Genomic DNA, 17110 nt, shown 5'->3' on the forward strand with positions numbered 1-17110 from the left:
GCGTCCCCCGGCGGAAAGCGGCCGTGGCCGGCCGCCGGTGTCCTACTTGAGGGCGAGCAGCAGGGTGTCCGAGGGCGAGCACCACACCGGGCGGGCCTCGCCGAAGCCCTGCTCGCGCAGCACGCGTGCGTGCCAGGCGGCGGACGGCATGTCGCCGTCGGCGTGCTCGCCGTAGATCTCGAAGCGGCGGGCGGTGGGCGCGGCGAGGACGGGGTCCTGGGCGGCCAGCTGCCACCATTGCGTCCAGTCGAGGGCGCCGTTCGTCTTGGCCTGATCCATGTGGGCATGCCGCTGGGCCCGCTCGGCCGCGTTGATCCTGGGCGTCGTCTCGTCGATCATGTGGTCCGCGTTCATGAAGACACCGCCGTCGCGGACGAGCTCCGCGACCTGACCGTAGAGGGCCGCGAGGGGTTCGCTGTGCAGCCAGTGGAGGGCGGTGGCGGTCAGTACGGCGTCGTACGAGTCGTACGGCAGCCGCGCCGGCCAGTCCGGGTCCTTGAGGTCGGCCGTGAGGAAGGAGACCCGCTCGTCGCCCGCGAAGGTGCCCTCGGCGATGGTGAGAAGCGCGGGATCGAGGTCGACGCCGGTGCTGGTGGCCCCGGGGAGGCGGGCGAGCAGCCGCCCGCTGATACTGCCCGTGCCGCAGGCGAGGTCGAGCACGCGCGGGGTGGTGCCGACGAGCGCCTCGACCATGTCGAGCATGATCCGGAAGCGTTCCTCGCGGTCGGGCATGTACCACTCCTGCTGCCGGTCCCAGCTCTCCTGCCAGGCGTGCCAGTCAGCACCCGTCGTGGTCGTGGTCGTGTCCGTCATCGCACCCTCCACCGCGCACGTCAAAGTAATACCCTGAAAGCACGTCCGTCTGTTACCCGACCGCACTCACGACCATAGAGTGCCCCCGTAAGGACTACAAGTGGAACTGGCCTATTACTCGGACTACGCCGTCCGTCTCGTCAACAGCGAGGAACCGGCCCGGGGCACGGACTCGCTGACCTCGGTCGAGGCCGTTCGCGGCCTCTTCGGTGTCAACCAGTCGGCGGGCCGCCGCGCCACCGACGCCGACGTCACGCGTTTCCGTTCGGTGCGGGGCCGGCTGCGCGCGGTCTTCGAGGCGGCGGACACGGGTGACGAGACCCTCGCCGTGGACCTGCTGAACTCCCTGCTCCTGGAGTTCCCGGTGAGCCCGCAGATCTCCGGGCACGACTTCCGGGACGAGGACGGCCGCCCGCTGTGGCACATGCACCTGGCGGACCACCCGTCCAACGCGACGGCGGGCTACGCCGCGATCGCGGCCATGGGCCTGGCGTTCCACCTCACGGAGTACGGCGTCGACCGCCTCGGCCTGTGCGAGGCGGCCCCCTGCCGCAACGCCTACCTGGACACCTCGACCAACCGTTCCCGGCGCTACTGCTCCGACCGCTGCGCGACCCGCGCCAACGTGGCCGCCTATCGCGCCCGCAAGCGCCTGGAGGCCGACCGGTCGGAGAAGACGGGCCTGGCGGCCGACAGCGCCCAGCGCAGCAGCGCGAGCGGCGAACGCTGATCCGGCGTGCGCGGCCGGAACCGCAGCCGGACCTTGCCCAGGATCAGCTCGTCGGGCACCACGCCGTAGTCGTTGCTGTCGTTGCCGGCGAACGAGTTGTCCGCGAGCACCCACCAGCCGCCCTCGCGCCGCTCCGTGGCACGCTTGACGATCAACAGGTCCTGCTGGAGCGGATGGCGCAGGACGACGATGTCACCGGGCCCGATCCGCCCCCGGTGCTGCACCACCAGCACGTCCCCGTGATACAGCGTCGGCACCATCGACGGCCCGGTCACCTCGGCCACCCCGAAGGGCTGGCCCGCCCGCCCGCGCTCGGTCTCCTGCGACAGCTCCGGCATCACCCGGCACCTCCCCGGTTCATCCTCCACCAGTCTCAGTGTGACCCCCGACTTTTGTCCTAAGCCCAAGGGGGCACTCGCGAAAACCCGTCCCTCAGGGAGTAATGTCCCACCTGAGAAGACGATCACGAGGAAGGAATGCTCCATGCTTTCCCGCCTGTTTGCCCCCAAGGTCAAGGTCAGCGCGCACTGCGACCTGCCCTGCGGCGTGTACGACCCGGCCCAGGCCCGCATTGAGGCGGAGTCGGTGAAGGCTGTCCAGGAGAAGATGGCCGCCAACGACGACCCGCACTTCCAGGCTCGCGCCACGGTCATCAAGGAGCAGCGCGCCGAGCTCGCGAAGCACCACGTGTCCGTGCTGTGGAGCGACTACTTCAAGCCCCCGCACTTCGAGAAGTACCCGCAGCTGCACCAGCTGGTCAACGACACCCTGAAGGCCCTGTCGGCCGCCAAGGCCTCGACGGACCCGAAGACCGGCGAGAAGGCTCTCGAGCTCATCGCCGAGATCGACAAGATCTTCTGGGAGACCAAGAAGGCCTGATCGCGCATCAGACCCTTTGACCTGCAACCTCCTTGATTGCAGCGTCTCCCTGACCGCACCCGGTCCGCCCAGGACGCCATGCTCGGCGTCCGAGGCGGACCGGGTGCGGTTTTGTTCGCCGGTTCAACCGTTGAGTTCGGCCTTGTCCCGCGCGCTGTTCGTGGAGGCGATCGGGACCCGGTGGCCCGGTCCGGCGCCCCTTCAAGCGGCCGGGCGCGCTTCCCGCACCCGCAGCCTGCGGGCGAGCCGGCCGAGCAGCGCGGCGTTGAACAGCCCGGACAGGGCCACACCGGCAGAGAAGATCAACGGGTTCAGCCAGGCGAGCGGGGATTCCGTGGGTGCCGCGACCAGGAACGCGAGGATGCTGAACGGCGCCGTGGCCATGAGCGGCCAGATCCCGGCGAACCCCGGATCCGGCGACACGTACACGGCGTACAGGAAGAACCCCACCGCCGCCGCGACCACGGTGAGATACCCACGCGCGAGCCAGTTGTCCACCGCGGGCGCCAACAGGGCCCGAGTCCTTCGCAGGCGGGGGCGCGCGGAACGTGCCGTCTCCGTTCCGTTCCGTTCGGAGGCGTCCGAGACATGCCGGAGGGGCTCACGCGCGCCGGGCGATGCGGCGGTCGGTGACCCCTCGGCGAGGGCGCCGAGCACGGCGGCGTTCACGAGCGCGCACAGCAGGAGCCAGACGGCCCAGAAGCCGATGGCCGACACCTCGGCGGCCCCGCCCCCCTCGGTGCCGGGACCGAAGGGGAGGACCACACTCAGGAAGGAGAGCGGTGCCGTGAGCATCAGAGGACTCGCGGCGAGGCCGCTGTCCGGGAGGAGGAGCATGACCAGGACGGAGGCGGCGAAGACAGCCAGATAGCCCCGGGCGAGCCAGTTGTCCGTGGCAAGCGCAAGGAGCCGGCGCAGGCGCGGGAGGCGGCGCGGGCGGGAGGCGTTCGGCATCTGGGGTTCCTTCGGGTCGGTCCGGGCTCGTGGTCTCCACGGTGAACCGAGGGGCGCGCTCAGGGATGAGTACAAGTACTCATCCCTGCATGGGAGCTTCAGGAAGTGTTCGCACAGCTCACCGTCGGCGCGGCGACCACACCCACCGTCGCCGGCGGGGTCCGCCGGTGCGGCACGGGCCCGCCGTGCCATGCTGATGCGATGGCCCTTGAGGATCTGGTACGGCTGCGGCAGGCGCGTGACCGCATGGACCGCGAGTACGCCGAGCCGCTCGACATCTCCGCGCTCGCCCGCACCGCGCTGATGTCCGCGGGCCACTTCCAGCGCAGCTTCCGGGAGGCGTACGGCGAGACGCCGTACGGCTACCTCATGACCCGCCGCGTCGAACGCGCGAAGGCCCTGCTGCGCCGCGGCGACCTCACCGTCACCGAGGTGTGCCTCGCGGTCGGCTGTACGTCGCTGGGATCCTTCAGCTCCCGGTTCACGGAGTTGGTCGGCGAGACACCGAGCGCGTACCGGGCCCGCTCGCACGAGGCCGGCGCGGCGATCCCGCCGTGCGTGGCGCGCACCTTCACCCGACCCAGGCGAAAGTAGGTTCGAGACCATGGACCTGAAACTCGCGCAGTGCTTCATCGCCGTCGACGACCACGACAAGGCGCTCGCCTTCTACCGGGACGTCCTGGGCCTGGAAGTCCACAACGACGTCGGCTTCGAGGGCATGCGGTGGGTGACCGTCGGCTCGCCGCTCCAGCCGGGCGTGGAGATCGTGCTGGAGCCGCCGGACGCGAACCCGGACGCCTCCCCCGCCGACAAGGAGGCGCTGGCCCGGCTGCTGGCCAAAGGCCTGCTGCGTGGGGTCATCTTCGCCACCGCCGACTGCGACGCCCTCTGCGAGCGCGTGCGGGAGGCCGGCGTCGAGTTGCTCCAGGAGCCGATGGACCAGCCGTACGGGGTGCGCGACTGCGCGTTCCGGGATCCGGCGGGGAATCTGCTGCGGTTCTTCGAGCGGCCGCAGGGCGGCGGCGTCCTGGAGCCACAGGGTGACTCCGCCCCCGACGGCCACGGTCACCGCCCACGTCACGACGACCCAGCGCCGTAACCGACGGCGCCGGCCACCCGCTCCCGTTACTCCCACACCTCCACGTCCACCACGGCGTCCACCGGGATGGGCCCGTACACGTGCGGGAACTCCTCGCCGCCGGGCTCCGGTGCCTCGTACTTCACCGGGACGCCGAGCCGGGCGGGGTCCACGACCAGGACCACCAGATCGTCGGGGGCGTCCTCGGAGCCGTACAGGAAGTTCGCCACGGGCCGGAGCTGAGCGCGGGTCGAGCAGTGGATGAAGCCCTCCTCGGCGAGGGTGCGGCCGCGGGTCGACATCTCGTACGTGCCCGTTTCGCGGGCCGCGTCCCACAAAGGGCGTTCGGTGATGTGCAGGATGTACGGGTGTTCGGGCATGGGGTCACGCTAGCGCCTGATCCGGGCCGCACGCGTCCGCAAATAGCGTCGTTCCGGGAGACTCAGGGTGCGGGCCGCGGCGGCCTCATAGGCGACGCGGGCGGCTTCGGGCCGGCCCGCGCGTTCCAGAAGGTGGCCGCGGACCGCGTCCAGGCGGTGGCCGGCACTCAACTCGGCCTCCAGACCGTCCAGTTCCGCGAGTCCCGCCTCCGGGCCGTGGACCATGGCGACGGCCACGGCCCGGTTGAGGCGTTCGACGGGGCCGGGAACGAGGCGGACGAGGACGTCGTAGAGGCCGAGGATCTCCCGCCAGTCGGTCCTCTCCGGCGAGGGCGCCTCGTCGTGCACGGCGGCGATGGCGGCGCGCAGTCGGTAGGGGCCCGCGCGACTCTGTGCGAGCGCGTGGGTGACCAGGGCGACGCCCTCCTCGATCGCGGCCCTGTCCCAGCGGTCCCGGTCCTGTTCGTCGAGGGGGATCAGCTCGCCGTGCGGGCCGGTGCGCGCGTCGCGGCGGGCGTCGGTGAGCAGCATCAGAGCGAGCAGGCCGGCCACCTCGCCGTCGTCGGGGAGCAGCCGGTGGACGGCGCGGGTCAGCCGGATGGCCTCGGCGGCCAGGTCGCGCCGCTGCAGGCTCGCGCCCGACGTCGCCGTATAGCCCTCGTTGAAGATCAGGTAGAGGGTGTGCAGGACGGCGGGCAGGCGGTCCACCCAGTTGTCCGGGCGCCCGAAGCGCACGCTCTGCACCGTCTGCTTGGCCCGGGTGATGCGCTGCGCCATCGTCGCCTCGGGGACCAGATACGCGCGGGCGATCTCCGCGGTCGTCAGACCGCCGACCGCGCGCAGGGTGAGCGCGATCCGGGCCGGCGAGGTCAGGTCGGAATGGCAGCACAGGAAGAGGAGGGTGAGGGTGTCGTCCTCGTGCGGGGCCGGGTCCGTGGAGATGTACGCGTCCGGCGGGGTGAGTGCGGCCGGCCTCTCCTCGCGCGCCCGCCGGGCCTCCTCGCTGCGCAACGCGTCGGTCAGTCGCCGCGAAGCAACCTTGATCAGCCAGTCGCGCGGATTGTCGGGCACTCCCCTCGTCGGCCACTGCCTCACCGCCGCGAGCAGCGCCTCCTGTACGGCGTCCTCGGCGGCGTCGAAGTGACCGTACCGCCTGACCAGCGCGCCGAGGACCTGCGGCGCGTGCAGGCGCAGCAGGTCCTCGATCTCGGTCGGCCGGCGCATCGGGGGTGTCAATCGTCGGGGCAGATGTCCCCGGCGCCGTCGAGGATGGGCCTGATCACCACCAGGTACTTCATGACTCCGCTCCTTCGGCTCGCGCCGCCCGGGTGGGCGGCTCACCGGGGCGTCGGAGCCGGGCCGGGATTCTCTACACGGGTTCGGGATTCCTCGGCCGACAGATTCCAGGTTCAGGATTCCTTGGCAGAGGCCGTGCCGGATTCTTCTTCGGCGGGGCTGGTGCCGGGTTCTTCCTCGGCGGGGGTGGTGCCGGGTCCCTTGACCGGCACGGCGCCACCGTCCCCGGCGTGCGCCTCGCACTCGGGATTCCGGCACGGGCCGGGCCCCCACACCGGAACCCACGCGCCCAGCGTCTTGTGCCGCCGGACGACTGTCTCGACGGGCTGTCCACAGACGGGACAGACGGGTTCGTCGCTGTCCATGCCCTCAGGGTAGGGCGGACGCGGGCTCAGCGCTTCCTGCCGACGCGGGCTCAGCGCTTCCTCCCGTACGTCCGCACCAGCGCACCATGGCCGAACGTGCGCACCTGGTGAGGGGGCGGTGTCGGGCCCGGCCGTCGACGGTGGGGCAGCGGGCCCCGCACACCGTGGGGATGTGCGGGACCCGCTGGACCGGAGCCCCCGGTGGCGGTGCGGGGTCAGGAGCCGCACGGCCCGGTGGCCCCGGGGTTCTGGACCGGTGCTCAGTTGCTGCGCCGAGTCACGTACTCGGCCAAGGCGAGCAGGCCGCCCGCCGACTCCGGTTCCGGGATGGCGCGGGCCAGTTCGTCCATCGCCCGGGACATCCGGTCGGCCGCCTGGTCCTGCGCCCAGTCCCGTCCGCCGGCCCGCTCCACGGCGAGCGCGGTGCGCGCTGTCTCCGCGGGATCCTCCTTCTCGTACGGCACCTCGTACAGCTCGGCCAGTTCGGCGGCGGCCGGAGTGCCGGAGGCCAGCGCCGCGACCACCGGCAGGGACTTCTTGCGGGCCGCCAGGTCCGCGCCGGCCGGTTTGCCGGTGCGCTGCGGATCGCCCCAGATGCCGATCACGTCGTCGATGAGCTGGAAGGCGAGCCCGGCCTCACGGCCGAACCTGTCCAGCGCCTCGACGTCCTCGTCCGCCGCCCCCGCGTACAGCGCGCCGAGGGCGCAGGCGCACCCCAGGAGCGCTCCCGTCTTGGCCTCGGCCATGGCGAGCACCTCGTCGAGGGTGACCTCGGCGGGGCCGCGCCGCTCCAGGGCCGTGTCGGCGTGCTGGCCGGCGCAGAGCTCGACCACACAGGCCGCGAGCCTGGCGGCAGCCGTCCCGGACGCCGGGTGCGGGTCCTCGGCGAGCAGCCCGAGGGCCAGCGCCTGGAGGGCGTCCCCGGCGAGGATGGCGTCGGCGTCGCCGAACACCGTCCAGGCGGTGGGCCGGTGCCGTCGGGTGGTGTCGCGGTCCATCACGTCGTCGTGCAGCAGCGTGAAGTTGTGAATCAGCTCCACCGCGGCGGCCGCCCGTACGGCCGTCGTCCGCGCGCCCGGTCCGCCGAGCGCGGCAGCCGCGGTGAGGACGAGCGCGGGGCGTATCGCCTTGCCCGCGTGGGCCGCCGCCGGTCTGCCGTCCGCGTGCTCCCAGCCGAAGTGGTAGAGCGCGATCCGGCGCATGGAGCCCGGCAGCGAGTCGAGGGCCGTACGCAGCTCGGGGTCGACCGAGGCCCGCGCACCCTCCAGGATCGCCGCCGCCTCGTGCCCGTCGGACGAGGCCGGCCGGCTGTCCCTCGGAGCCGCGGTGGGCGTCCGCCTTTCGAGCGTCTCGAAGGTCACCGCCAGCGGCCGATCTCGACGTTCTCCAGGACACCGAGCGCGTCCGGCACCAGGACCGCGGCCGAATAGTAGGCCGTCACCAGGTAGTTGATGATCGACTGCTCGTTGATACCCATGAAACGCACCGAGAGGCTCGGCTCGATCTCGTCCGGGATGCCGGCCTGTCGCAGGCCGACGACGCCCTGCTCCTCCTGACCGAGACGCATCGCGATGATGGAGCTGGTCCGGGCTTCGGTGACCGGGATCTTGTTGCACGGGTAGATCGGCACACCGCGCCAGGTGGGAATGCGGTTACCGCCGACGTCGATCGTCTCGGGGACCAGTCCGCGCTTGTTGAGCTCGCGTCCGAACGCGGAGATCGCGCGCGGGTGGGCGAGGAACAGCTTCGTACCGCGCCGCCTGCTGAGCAGCTCGTCCATGTCGTCCGGGCCGGGGACGCCGTCGTGCGGCTGGATCCGCTGGTCGTACTCGCAGTTGTGGAGCAGCCCGAACTGCCGGTTGTTGACGAGCTCGTGCTCCTGGCGTTCCTTCAACGCCTCGACCGTGAGCCTCAACTGCTGCTCGGTCTGGTTCATCGGCTGGTTGTAGAGGTCGGCCACGCGCGTGTGGATGCGCAGCACGGTCTGGGCGATGCTCAGTTCGTACTCGCGCGGCCTGGCGTCGTAGTCGACGAAGGTGTGCGGGATCTCGGGCTCGCCGGAGTGGCCGGCCGCGAGGTCGACGGCCTTCTCGCCGTACTTGTTGGTCCGCTGCTCGGGGATCGCGCGCAGCCGCCCGATGTGCTCGCGCAGGGAGTCGGCGCGCTCCGCGACCTGGTCGACGTCCTGGCGCGACAGGATCAGCACCGTGCAGCCGGTGTCCGCGCGAGCGGTGTACTCCCAGATGGCGTCCGGGTCGAGCAGCGCCGCGTCGCCGAAGTACGCCCCGTCGGCGAGCACACCGAGCACGGCGTCGTCGCCGTAGGGGCCCGTGCCGACCTTCTCCACCCTGCCGTGCGCCAGCAGGTACACCTCGTCGGTCCGGCTGCCGAACGAGGCGATCAGCTCGCCCGGGGCGTACTCCCGCTGCCGGCACCGCTGGGCGAGCTCGGCGAGCACCTCCTCGTCGTCGTAGTCCCGCAGGGCGGGCAGTTCGCCCAGCTCGGCGGGGATGACCTCGACCCGGTCGCCCGTCTTCACGAACGTGATCCGGCCGTCACCGACCGCGTAGGTCAGTCGCCGGTTCACCCGGTACGTACCGCCCTGCACGTCCACCCAGGGCAGCGTGCGCAGCAGCCAGCGGGAGCTGATCTCCTGCATCTGGGGAGCGGACTTGGTGGTGGTGGCCAGGTTCCGCGCTGCCGCCGTGCCGAGGCTCTGCTGCGGCTTGCCCTGATCCGTGCGGACCTCTTCGCCTACCGACATTCTGAATTGCCCTCCCGGTCATGCACCGGCGCCGATCGCACCGAGCACCGAATTCGCGGACCAGCCTTCCATCACGGAGCGTGTCGGTGCTATTACACGAATGAGCGGGAATGGATCACCGTCCACTGGGAAGAGAGGGGGCCCCCGTCCAGCCGCCCGCCCCTCTTCCCGCCCACGTCGCATCCCGCCGCCCCGGACGCCCGCGAAGTCCGGAAGGTGTCCGAAACGGCTCGCTCGCTGTGCGAACGGTGTGGCCCCCACCCTCCGCTTTCGATACAAGCACCATGACGGGACGACTGCACACCGTAGCAACAGGCACACAGTACGTAAGGAGGCGGTCATGTCCTCTCCCATGTCCGCGGACCGGTTCCTCGGCAGCCTGAGAGCGGAAGGCCTCACGGTCGTCGAGGTCGGCGACTGGAGACACCACAACCGCAACCACAAGGGCCCGTGGGGGCCGGTCCACGGCGTGATGATCCACCACACGGTCACCCGGGGCAGCGAGCGGACGGTCGACATCTGCCGTGACGGCTACACGGCGCTGCCCGGCCCCCTCTGCCACGGCGTCATCACCAAGGACGGCACCGTCCACCTGGTCGGCTACGGCCGCGCCAACCACGCGGGTCTCGGTGACGACGACGTGCTCCGCGCGGTGATCGCGGAGAAGGCCCTCCCCCACGACAACGAGGCCGACACCGACGGCAACCGCCACTTCTACGGCTTCGAGTGCGAGAACCTCGGCGACGGCGAGGACCCCTGGCCCGACGTCCAGCTGGAGGCCGTCGAGAAGGCCGCGGCGGCGGTCTGCCGGCACCACGGATGGTCCGAGCGGTCGGTGATCGGCCATCTGGAGTGGCAGCCGGGAAAGGTGGACCCGCGCGGGTTCACGATGACGTCGATGCGGGCGCGGGTGCGGGAGCGGCTGAAGTGACCTGACCAGATCAGGTGTCCGACAATGGCCGGGTGACCGGCTCCGACGTCCTCGCCTCCCTGCAGCCCAGGCTGCCCTCGCCACTGCAGGAGGTCAGGGACGCCCGGTTCGCCCGGCACGGCGTCCGGCTCCTCCTCAAACGCGACGACCTCATCCACCCGGAGCTGATCGGCAACAAGTGGCGCAAGCTGGCGCCGAACCTCGACGCGGCGGCGGGGCGCGGAATCGTCACCTTCGGGGGCGCGTACTCCAACCACCTGCGCGCCACCGCCGCCGCGGGCCGCCTCCTCGGCTTCCCCACGACCGGCGTGGTCCGCGGCCAGGAGCTGGCCGACCGCCCCCTCAACCCCTCCCTGGCCCGCTGTGCGGCCGACGGCATGCGGCTGCACTTCGTCGACAGATCGACATACCGCCACAAAACCGACCCGGAGACCCTGGCAGCGATCCTGCGCGCGGCCGGCGCCGAGGACGCGTACGCAGTCCCCGAGGGCGGCAGCAACGCCGAAGCCGTCCGCGGCTGCATATCCCTCGGCACCGAGTTGCGCGGCCACGCCGACGTGGTCGCCCTCGCCTGCGGCACCGGCGGCACCCTCGCCGGCCTGACCGCCGGCCTCGCCCCGACCCAGCGCACCCTGGGCATACCGGTCCTCAAGGGACGCTTCCTGACCGCCGGCATACAGACCCTCCAGGAGCAGGCCTTCGGCGGCCACCGCGGCACCTGGTCCCTCGACGACCGCTTCCACTTCGGCGGCTTCGCTCGCACCACCCCCGAACTCGACACCTTCGCCGAGGACTTCGAACAGCGTCACGGCCTGCCCGTCGAGCGTCTCTATGTCGCCAAGTTGCTGTACGGACTTGTCGCCCTCGCCGAGGAGGGCAGCTTCGCGCCGGGAAGCACCCTCGCAGCCGTGATCACCGGACGGCCGTGACGGGCGTGTTCACGCCGCCTCCCGATAGGCCGCCGCCTCCTCCAGGTCCAGCCTGCGCAGCAGGGTCCGCAGCATCTCGTCGTCGATGTAGCGGCCGTCGCGCAGCTTCACGAAGACCTCGCGTTCGGCGCTGATCATTTCCCGGGAGAGGCGGCGGTAGGTGTCGTCGACGGTCTCGCCGGTGACCGGGTTGACCTGGCCCAGCCGCTCCCAGACGGCGTTGCGGCGGCGCTCCAGAACCGTGCGGAGGCGGTCGGCGAGCGGGGGCGGGAGGGCGTTGCGCTCGTCGGAGAGGAGTTCCTCCAGGAGCCGCTCGGCGGCCCGGGACGCCTGCGCCTGGGCGTTGGCCTCGGCGAGTGTGGCGGCCTGCGGGTCGGGCTCGGGGAGCTTCAGCAGGCGGATCAGCGGGGGCAGGGTCAGGCCCTGCACCACCAGCGTGCCGATGACCGTGGTGAAGGTCAGGAAGAGGATCAGGTTGCGCTGCGGGAAGGGAACGTCGCCGTGGTGCATGGTCAACGGGATCGAGAAGGCGATGGCCAAGGAGACGACGCCCCGCATGCCGGCCCAGGCGGTGACCATCGCCCCCTTCCAGGTGGGGTCCTCCTCCCGCTCGCGGATCCGCGCCGACAGCAGCGGCGGCAGGAAGGTCGCGGGATACACCCACACGAACCGGGTCGCGACGACCACCAGGAAGAGGGCGACCGCGTACCAGGCGGCGTCGGCGCCCTCGTACTCCCCGAGCCCGCGCAGGACGACGGGCAACTGCAGTCCGATCAGCGCGAACACCGCCGACTCCAGGACGAAGGCGACCATCTTCCACACCGCCTCCTCCTGGAGACGGGTGGCGAAGTCGACCTCCCACGCGCGGTGCCCCAGGTAGAGCGCGACGACTACCACGGCGAGGACGCCGGAGGCATGGAACTGCTCGGCGACCGCGTACGCGACGAACGGGATCAGCAGGGACAGCGTGTTCTGCAGGAGCGGCTCCTTCAGGTGGGTGCGCAGCCAGTGGATCGGCGCCATCAGGACCAGGCCGACCCCGACACCTCCGACCGCCGCGAGCAGGAACTCGCCGACGCCGCCCGCCCAGGTGGCGCCCTCTCCCACCGCGGCCGCGAGGGCCACCTTGTAGGCGGTGATGGCGGTGGCGTCGTTCAGGAGGGACTCTCCTTGGAGGACCGTGGTGATCCGGGAGGGGAGTCCGACACGGCGGGCCACCGCCGTGGCCGCGACCGCGTCCGGCGGCGCCACCACCGCGCCCAGCACGAGCGCCGCGGTCAGCGGCATCCCCGGCACGATCCGGTACACGGCCCAGCCGACGACGAAGGTCGCGAAGAGCACGTAGCCGACCGACAGCAGCGCCACCGGGCGCAGCTGTGCCCGCAGGTCGAGGTAGGAGCTGTCGGTGGCCGACGTGTACAGCAGCGGGGGCAGGAGCAGGGGGAGTACGACATCGGGGTCGAGGGTGTAGTCCGGGACTCCGGGGAGGTACGACACCGCCAGGCCGACCGCGACCAGCAGCAGCGGTGCCGGCACCGGGGTGCGCCTGGCGGCAGCCGCGATCGCCGCGCTTCCCGCCACCAGCAACAGCAGTGGCATCACGTCCATGGTCCTCGCCCGCCCTCGTTTTCCGCGCGGTCATCCGCACGGCCGTCGTAATCTGGCAATCATGAAACAGTGCACGCACTCCGACGCGCTGCCGCACCCGGAACCCGAGCCGCTCAGCGTCACGTGTCCCGAGTGCCTGGCGGCCGGTACGCACCCGGTGCAGCTGCGCCTGTGCCTGACTTGCGGCCACGTCGGCTGCTGCGACTCATCACCGGGACGGCACGCGACGGAGCACCACAAGGACTCCGGCCACCCCGTGATGCGGACCTTCGAGCCGGGTGAGGAATGGCGTTGGTGCTTCGTGGATCACGTCCTCGTGTGACCCTGGAGGGAGACGCGCCCAACCGTCCGACGGGTACGGTTCGACCCTCTGACGTCTGGGTACGTCAACCCGGCGCGCGCTCTTCCCATTTGGGCCCGCAGACCCCTAGCCACGGAGCGTATCCGTAGGTTTACTATGAGTGACAGTAAGGGGTCGGGGTCCTGGGGACAGCGAAGTCGAGAGCGCGATAGCGTCACCGCTGAAGCACACTTCGCGTCACCCGAGGGGCGACCCTCGGCCCCGAAAAGCTTGTACCACCTTGGAGGTGAGGGTGTCCCAGATCGCAGGCGAGCCCGCGACCCAGGACTTCGTGGAAGTCCGGCTGCCGGCTGCGGGTGCCTACCTGTCGGTGCTGCGGACGGCCACGGCCGGCCTCGCGGCCCGTTTGGACTTCACCCTGGACGAGATCGAGGACCTGCGCATCGCGGTGGACGAAGCGTGCGCGATCCTGCTCCAGCAGGCCGTGCCGGGCTCCGTGCTCAGCTGTGTCTTCCGCCTCGTCGACGACTCGCTCGAGGTCACCGTCTCCGCGCCGACCACGGACGGTCACGCTCCGTCACGGGACACCTTCGCCTGGACCGTGCTGTCCGCCCTCGCGGGCAAGGTCTCCTCCGCCGTGGACGACGACAAGACCGTGTCGATCAGCCTCTACAAACAGCGCGGCGCGGGACCCGGGCCGGCGTGAGGAACGGGGACGGGCCGGTGCGGGACGAAGAGCGCGGCACATGGGAGCTGCCGGCCGAGAGCACTGCTTCGGACGGTTCCCGACGCATGGCGGACGGCATCGACGGCATCCCCGAACAGGCCCGGCCGCATCCGGAGGACGACTCCTCGGAGGCCGGATTCCTGGACGACGACGGGCAGCGTGATCGGGAAGGTGCCGTGCAGAGCGCGCCTCGGGAGCGGCGGACCGGGGTCCCCCCCGTCCGGGCCGAGGCGAGGGCTCGGGGAAGGGCAACGGGCGGGACGATGAGCGAGCACGAGCGGGACGAGAAGCCGGACGCGCAGAGCGCGCCACAGGCCACGCGGCACGATCCACAGGACCGCAGCGGCGCGCGGGCCCTGTTCGTCGAGCTGCGCAAGCTCAAGGAGGGCAGCGCCGAGTACGCGCAGCTGCGCAATCAGCTGGTTCGGATGCACCTGCCGCTCGTCGAGCACCTCGCGCGGCGTTTCCGCAACCGCGGGGAGCCGTTGGACGACCTCACCCAGGTCGCCACCATCGGCCTGATCAAGTCGGTCGACCGCTTCGACCCGGAGCGCGGCGTCGAGTTCTCGACGTACGCGACCCCGACGGTCGTCGGTGAGATCAAGCGGCACTTCCGCGACAAGGGCTGGGCGGTGCGCGTGCCGCGCCGGCTCCAGGAGCTGCGTCTCGCGCTCACCACGGCGACCGCGGAGCTCTCGCAGCAGCACGGCCGCTCCCCCACGGTCCACGAGCTCGCCGAGAAGCTGGCCATCTCGGAGGAGGAGGTCCTCGAAGGCCTGGAGTCCGCCAACGCGTACTCCACGCTGTCCCTGGACGTCCCCGACACCGACGACGAGTCCCCGGCCGTCGCCGACACCCTCGGCGCGGAGGACGAGGCGCTGGAGGGCGTGGAGTACCGGGAGTCGCTGAAGCCGCTCCTTGAGGACCTCCCGCCGCGCGAGAAGCGGATCCTGCTGCTGCGCTTCTTCGGCAACATGACCCAGTCGCAGATCGCGCAGGAGGTCGGCATCTCCCAGATGCACGTGTCCCGGCTGCTGGCGCGCACGCTGGCGCAGCTGCGGGAGAAGCTGCTCGTGGAGGAGTAGGCCCGGAAGCTACTTCTGGTTCTGCTGGTTCTGCGCGTTTCCGGGCCCCCGGATCCCGAGGGCCCGGGTCGTCTCGGCGTTGACGAGCAGGACAAGCGCGGCGACGGCCACCACCGCCAGCGCGATACCGGCCGGAATCGCCGCGCTGTCGGCCTGCAGCAGGTTGTACGCCACCGGCAGCGCCATGATCTGCGTGACGACGGCCGGGCCCCGGCTCCAGCCGCGCCGGCCGAGCAGCCCGCGCGCGGCGAGCAGCGGCAGCAGCGCGAGCACGATCAGCGTCACCCCGCCGGTCACGGCCTGCTGACGGTCGTCCGGATCACCCGCGAGACCGAGAGCGAGCATCCACCCGCCCCCGACGAGCAGCGCGAGCCCTTCCAGGGCGGCGAGCGCGGCGGCGTACGTCAGGCGCCGCGGGCGGGGGCCGGCGGTCTCCGGAGTGGCGGGGATCTCGGAACTGGCGGGGGTCTGACTGCTCACCCGAGAAGGGTAGCCCTCGCGCTCCACGCGCCCGTGTCGAGCCTCACGCCCGGCTCTCTTACCCGATCCCTACCTCGGGCTGGGCCGAGTACCACCCAGTAGGTACGCTGCAACCCATGCGTGCACTTCTCGTGGTCAATCCGGCGGCAACCACCACAAGCGCACGTACGCGCGATGTGCTGATCCACGCGCTCGCGAGCGAGATGAAGCTCGAAGCGGTCACCACCGAGTACCGCGGCCACGCGCGCGACCTGGGCCGACAGGCGGCGGAGAGCAAGGACATAGACCTGGTCGTGGCCCTCGGCGGCGACGGCACGGTCAACGAGGTCGTCAACGGCCTGCTGCACGCCGGCCCCGACCCGGACCGCCTGCCCGGCCTCGCCGTGGTCCCCGGCGGCTCCACGAACGTCTTCGCCCGCGCCCTGGGCCTGCCCAACGACGCCGTCGAGGCCACCGGCGCCCTGCTGGACGCCCTGCGCGAGGGCAGCGAGCGCACGGTCGGCCTGGGCCTGACCTCCGGCACGCCCGGCACCGAGGACGAGTCCGTCCCGTCCCGCTGGTTCACCTTCAACGCGGGGCTCGGCTTCGACGCGGGCGTGGTCGGCCGGGTCGAGCAGCAGCGCGAGCGCGGCCGGAAGTCGACGCACGCGTTGTATGTGCGTCAGGTGGTCCGGCAGTTCCTCGGTGAGCAGAACCGGCGGCACGGCACGATCACGCTGGAGCGGTCCGGCGAGGACCCGGTCACCGATCTGGTGGTCGCCATAGTCTCGAACACGTCCCCCTGGACGTTTCTCGGCAATCGCCCGATGTACACGTCGCCTAAGGCCTCGTTCGACAAAGGTCTCGACGTACTCGGTCTCAGCCGTCTGTCCACGGCCGCGGTTGCCCGGTATGGCACCCAGTTGCTCACTTCGTCCCCGGAGCGAGGCCCTCACGGCAGGCACGCGACCTCGCTGCACGACGCGGACCGGTTCACCTTGTATTCGAAGGTGCCGCTGCCCCTTCAGATGGACGGCGACCACCTGGGACTGCGTACGAGCGTGACGTTCACAGGCGTACGCCGTGCACTGCGTGTGATTGTGTGAGCGGAACGGTCTAAAGTCCTTTCACTCGAACGTTTAGGCCAGGATCCACCCCATGGAAGTACGGCTGTGACCTAGTCGACACCGAGGAATCAAAAAAAACTTTCCAGAAGGGGTTGTATCCGCCGTCGAGGTTTGCGAGTCTCTACGTGGCGATCGGGACGGCCCGCAACACCAGCCTCCACAGATCACCGGAACCCCTCTTCGAACCACAGGACCACGCCAGCGAAGCTGGCGGGTGGCCCTTCACTTGTTGAGGGATTCGTGAAAGCGTTCACATTCACAAGCAACCTGCACGTAATACCAAGGAGAGGTAGCAGCCATGGACTGGCGTCACAACGCCGTTTGCCGCGAGGAAGACCCCGAGCTCTTCTTCCCCATCGGCAACACCGGTCCTGCGCTGCTGCAGATCGAGGAAGCCAAGGCCGTCTGCCGTCGCTGCCCGGTTATGGAGCAGTGTCTGCAGTGGGCGCTCGAGTCCGGCCAGGACTCCGGCGTCTGGGGTGGTCTCAGCGAGGACGAGCGTCGCGCGATGAAGCGCCGCGCCGCCCGCAACCGGGCTCGTCAGGCCTCCGCCTGACAACACCCACCCCGCTAACAGCCTGAGCTTGGCGGCGCGTACAGCGAGTACGCATCTCCCGCCCCCGAGCCGCAGCGCGCAGTACCCCCGATGCGCTTAGCAACGAGCTTCAGCCCCGGATCACCCAG

The 17110-nt window shown here is 70.9% G+C and carries 20 protein-coding genes and 1 pseudogene; 11 read left to right on the plus strand and 10 right to left on the minus strand.

Going from position 1 to position 17110, the window contains the following annotated elements; all coding sequences use genetic code 11:
* Nucleotides 1-42: 42 nt before the first annotated feature.
* Nucleotides 43-813, minus strand: coding sequence for a class I SAM-dependent methyltransferase (locus ACFY16_RS08710; RefSeq protein ID WP_390646378.1), 771 nt, complete (start codon nt 811-813; stop codon nt 43-45).
* Between the two features lie 100 nt (nt 814-913).
* On the opposite strand from ACFY16_RS08710, the gene ACFY16_RS08715 reads away from it, so the two are divergent.
* Nucleotides 914-1543: a CGNR zinc finger domain-containing protein gene (locus tag ACFY16_RS08715; protein ID WP_390646379.1), complete on the plus strand. Its 630-nt coding sequence runs from the start codon at nt 914-916 to the stop codon at nt 1541-1543.
* Here the strand turns inward: ACFY16_RS08715 and sodX are convergent.
* Entirely contained in the window at nt 1447-1881 is a 435-nt protein-coding gene (sodX, locus tag ACFY16_RS08720; RefSeq protein ID WP_390646380.1) for a nickel-type superoxide dismutase maturation protease, read from the minus strand. The two genes, ACFY16_RS08715 and sodX, sit on opposite strands and share 97 nt — an antisense overlap.
* 145 nt (nt 1882-2026) lie before the next feature.
* On the opposite strand from sodX, the gene sodN reads away from it, so the two are divergent.
* On the plus strand, nt 2027-2422 hold the full coding sequence (gene sodN / locus ACFY16_RS08725; protein ID WP_020130742.1) for a superoxide dismutase, Ni: 396 nt from the start codon (nt 2027-2029) through the stop codon (nt 2420-2422).
* Nucleotides 2423-2623: 201 nt separating this feature from the next.
* Here sodN and ACFY16_RS08730 read toward each other — a convergent pair whose 3' ends face one another.
* Nucleotides 2624-3376 (minus strand): SCO4225 family membrane protein, encoded by a 753-nt coding sequence (locus ACFY16_RS08730; RefSeq protein ID WP_390646381.1) that lies wholly within the window; start codon nt 3374-3376, stop codon nt 2624-2626.
* 201 nt (nt 3377-3577) lie between these two features.
* Here ACFY16_RS08730 and ACFY16_RS08735 point away from each other — a divergent pair, with 201 nt between their 5' ends.
* Together ACFY16_RS08735 and ACFY16_RS08740 are read left to right on the plus strand one after the other, a co-directional pair.
* A complete protein-coding gene (locus ACFY16_RS08735; protein ID WP_390646382.1) occupies nt 3578-3970 on the plus strand; it encodes a helix-turn-helix transcriptional regulator in 393 nt (130 codons plus the stop codon).
* A 10-nt stretch (nt 3971-3980) separates the two neighbouring features.
* A pseudogene (locus tag ACFY16_RS08740) lies at nt 3981-4385 on the plus strand (VOC family protein); the annotation flags it as partial.
* Between the two features lie 116 nt (nt 4386-4501).
* Here the strand turns inward: ACFY16_RS08740 and ACFY16_RS08745 are convergent.
* The 5 genes from ACFY16_RS08745 to ACFY16_RS08765 form a co-directional block, all read right to left on the minus strand.
* On the minus strand, nt 4502-4834 hold the full coding sequence (locus ACFY16_RS08745; protein WP_390646383.1) for a DUF952 domain-containing protein: 333 nt from the start codon (nt 4832-4834) through the stop codon (nt 4502-4504).
* Nucleotides 4835-4843: 9 nt separating this feature from the next.
* Entirely contained in the window at nt 4844-6058 is a 1215-nt protein-coding gene (locus ACFY16_RS08750) for an RNA polymerase sigma factor (protein WP_390646384.1), read from the minus strand.
* A 185-nt stretch (nt 6059-6243) separates the two neighbouring features.
* A complete protein-coding gene (locus ACFY16_RS08755; RefSeq protein ID WP_390646385.1) occupies nt 6244-6495 on the minus strand; it encodes a hypothetical protein in 252 nt (83 codons plus the stop codon).
* Between the two features lie 260 nt (nt 6496-6755).
* Nucleotides 6756-7856 (minus strand): family 2 encapsulin nanocompartment cargo protein polyprenyl transferase, encoded by a 1101-nt coding sequence (locus ACFY16_RS08760; RefSeq protein ID WP_390646386.1) that lies wholly within the window; start codon nt 7854-7856, stop codon nt 6756-6758.
* Nucleotides 7853-9259: a family 2B encapsulin nanocompartment shell protein gene (locus ACFY16_RS08765; protein ID WP_390646387.1), complete on the minus strand. Its 1407-nt coding sequence runs from the start codon at nt 9257-9259 to the stop codon at nt 7853-7855. The genes ACFY16_RS08760 and ACFY16_RS08765 overlap by 4 nt, the downstream gene beginning before the upstream one ends.
* Nucleotides 9260-9599: 340 nt before the next feature.
* Between ACFY16_RS08765 and ACFY16_RS08770 the strand changes: the two genes are divergently transcribed.
* Both ACFY16_RS08770 and ACFY16_RS08775 read left to right on the plus strand, forming a co-directional pair.
* The gene (locus ACFY16_RS08770; protein WP_390646388.1) at nt 9600-10190 is read left to right on the plus strand and encodes an N-acetylmuramoyl-L-alanine amidase; all 591 of its coding nucleotides are present in this window, start codon (nt 9600-9602) and stop codon (nt 10188-10190) included.
* Nucleotides 10191-10222: 32 nt separating this feature from the next.
* A complete protein-coding gene (locus ACFY16_RS08775) occupies nt 10223-11119 on the plus strand; it encodes a 1-aminocyclopropane-1-carboxylate deaminase/D-cysteine desulfhydrase (RefSeq protein ID WP_390646389.1) in 897 nt (298 codons plus the stop codon).
* Nucleotides 11120-11128: 9 nt separating this feature from the next.
* Here ACFY16_RS08775 and ACFY16_RS08780 read toward each other — a convergent pair whose 3' ends face one another.
* Nucleotides 11129-12727: a Na+/H+ antiporter gene (locus ACFY16_RS08780; RefSeq protein WP_390646390.1), complete on the minus strand. Its 1599-nt coding sequence runs from the start codon at nt 12725-12727 to the stop codon at nt 11129-11131.
* A 61-nt stretch (nt 12728-12788) separates the two neighbouring features.
* Between ACFY16_RS08780 and ACFY16_RS08785 the strand changes: the two genes are divergently transcribed.
* The 3 genes from ACFY16_RS08785 to ACFY16_RS08795 all read left to right on the plus strand — a co-directional run bounded on the left by ACFY16_RS08785 (nt 12789) and on the right by ACFY16_RS08795 (nt 14840).
* A complete protein-coding gene (locus ACFY16_RS08785; protein ID WP_390646391.1) occupies nt 12789-13049 on the plus strand; it encodes a UBP-type zinc finger domain-containing protein in 261 nt (86 codons plus the stop codon).
* Between the two features lie 271 nt (nt 13050-13320).
* Nucleotides 13321-13734: an anti-sigma factor gene (locus ACFY16_RS08790; RefSeq protein ID WP_015657891.1), complete on the plus strand. Its 414-nt coding sequence runs from the start codon at nt 13321-13323 to the stop codon at nt 13732-13734.
* A complete protein-coding gene (locus ACFY16_RS08795; protein WP_390646392.1) occupies nt 13731-14840 on the plus strand; it encodes an RNA polymerase sigma factor SigF in 1110 nt (369 codons plus the stop codon). Before ACFY16_RS08790 ends, ACFY16_RS08795 begins: the two co-directional genes overlap by 4 nt.
* A 9-nt stretch (nt 14841-14849) precedes the next feature.
* On the opposite strand, the gene ACFY16_RS08800 is transcribed toward ACFY16_RS08795, so the two are convergent.
* Nucleotides 14850-15320, minus strand: coding sequence for a hypothetical protein (locus ACFY16_RS08800; RefSeq protein ID WP_390646393.1), 471 nt, complete (start codon nt 15318-15320; stop codon nt 14850-14852).
* Between the two features lie 116 nt (nt 15321-15436).
* Here ACFY16_RS08800 and ACFY16_RS08805 point away from each other — a divergent pair, with 116 nt between their 5' ends.
* Together ACFY16_RS08805 and ACFY16_RS08810 are read left to right on the plus strand one after the other, a co-directional pair.
* Nucleotides 15437-16405, plus strand: coding sequence for a diacylglycerol/lipid kinase family protein (locus ACFY16_RS08805; RefSeq protein WP_390646394.1), 969 nt, complete (start codon nt 15437-15439; stop codon nt 16403-16405).
* Nucleotides 16406-16724: 319 nt separating this feature from the next.
* A complete protein-coding gene (locus ACFY16_RS08810; protein WP_016639615.1) occupies nt 16725-16982 on the plus strand; it encodes a WhiB family transcriptional regulator in 258 nt (85 codons plus the stop codon).
* Nucleotides 16983-17110 lie beyond the last annotated feature (128 nt).

Source organism: Streptomyces sp. NPDC001315, assembly GCF_042896175.1.
Classification (GTDB): Bacteria; Actinomycetota; Actinomycetes; order Streptomycetales; family Streptomycetaceae; genus Streptomyces.

Coding starts and splice junctions, on each gene's coding strand:
- ACFY16_RS08710 (WP_390646378.1), bottom strand. CDS start 813: ATGACGGACACGACCACGACCACGACGGGTGCTGACTGGCACGCCTGG.
- sodX (WP_390646380.1), bottom strand. CDS start 1,881: ATGCCGGAGCTGTCGCAGGAGACCGAGCGCGGGCGGGCGGGCCAGCCC.
- sodN (WP_020130742.1), top strand. CDS start 2,027: ATGCTTTCCCGCCTGTTTGCCCCCAAGGTCAAGGTCAGCGCGCACTGC.
- ACFY16_RS08730 (WP_390646381.1), bottom strand. CDS start 3,376: ATGCCGAACGCCTCCCGCCCGCGCCGCCTCCCGCGCCTGCGCCGGCTC.
- ACFY16_RS08735 (WP_390646382.1), top strand. CDS start 3,578: ATGGCCCTTGAGGATCTGGTACGGCTGCGGCAGGCGCGTGACCGCATG.
- ACFY16_RS08745 (WP_390646383.1), bottom strand. CDS start 4,834: ATGCCCGAACACCCGTACATCCTGCACATCACCGAACGCCCTTTGTGG.
- ACFY16_RS08750 (WP_390646384.1), bottom strand. CDS start 6,058: ATGCGCCGGCCGACCGAGATCGAGGACCTGCTGCGCCTGCACGCGCCG.
- ACFY16_RS08755 (WP_390646385.1), bottom strand. CDS start 6,495: ATGGACAGCGACGAACCCGTCTGTCCCGTCTGTGGACAGCCCGTCGAG.
- ACFY16_RS08765 (WP_390646387.1), bottom strand. CDS start 9,259: ATGTCGGTAGGCGAAGAGGTCCGCACGGATCAGGGCAAGCCGCAGCAG.
- ACFY16_RS08770 (WP_390646388.1), top strand. CDS start 9,600: ATGTCCTCTCCCATGTCCGCGGACCGGTTCCTCGGCAGCCTGAGAGCG.
- ACFY16_RS08780 (WP_390646390.1), bottom strand. CDS start 12,727: ATGGACGTGATGCCACTGCTGTTGCTGGTGGCGGGAAGCGCGGCGATC.
- ACFY16_RS08785 (WP_390646391.1), top strand. CDS start 12,789: ATGAAACAGTGCACGCACTCCGACGCGCTGCCGCACCCGGAACCCGAG.
- ACFY16_RS08805 (WP_390646394.1), top strand. CDS start 15,437: ATGCGTGCACTTCTCGTGGTCAATCCGGCGGCAACCACCACAAGCGCA.
- ACFY16_RS08810 (WP_016639615.1), top strand. CDS start 16,725: ATGGACTGGCGTCACAACGCCGTTTGCCGCGAGGAAGACCCCGAGCTC.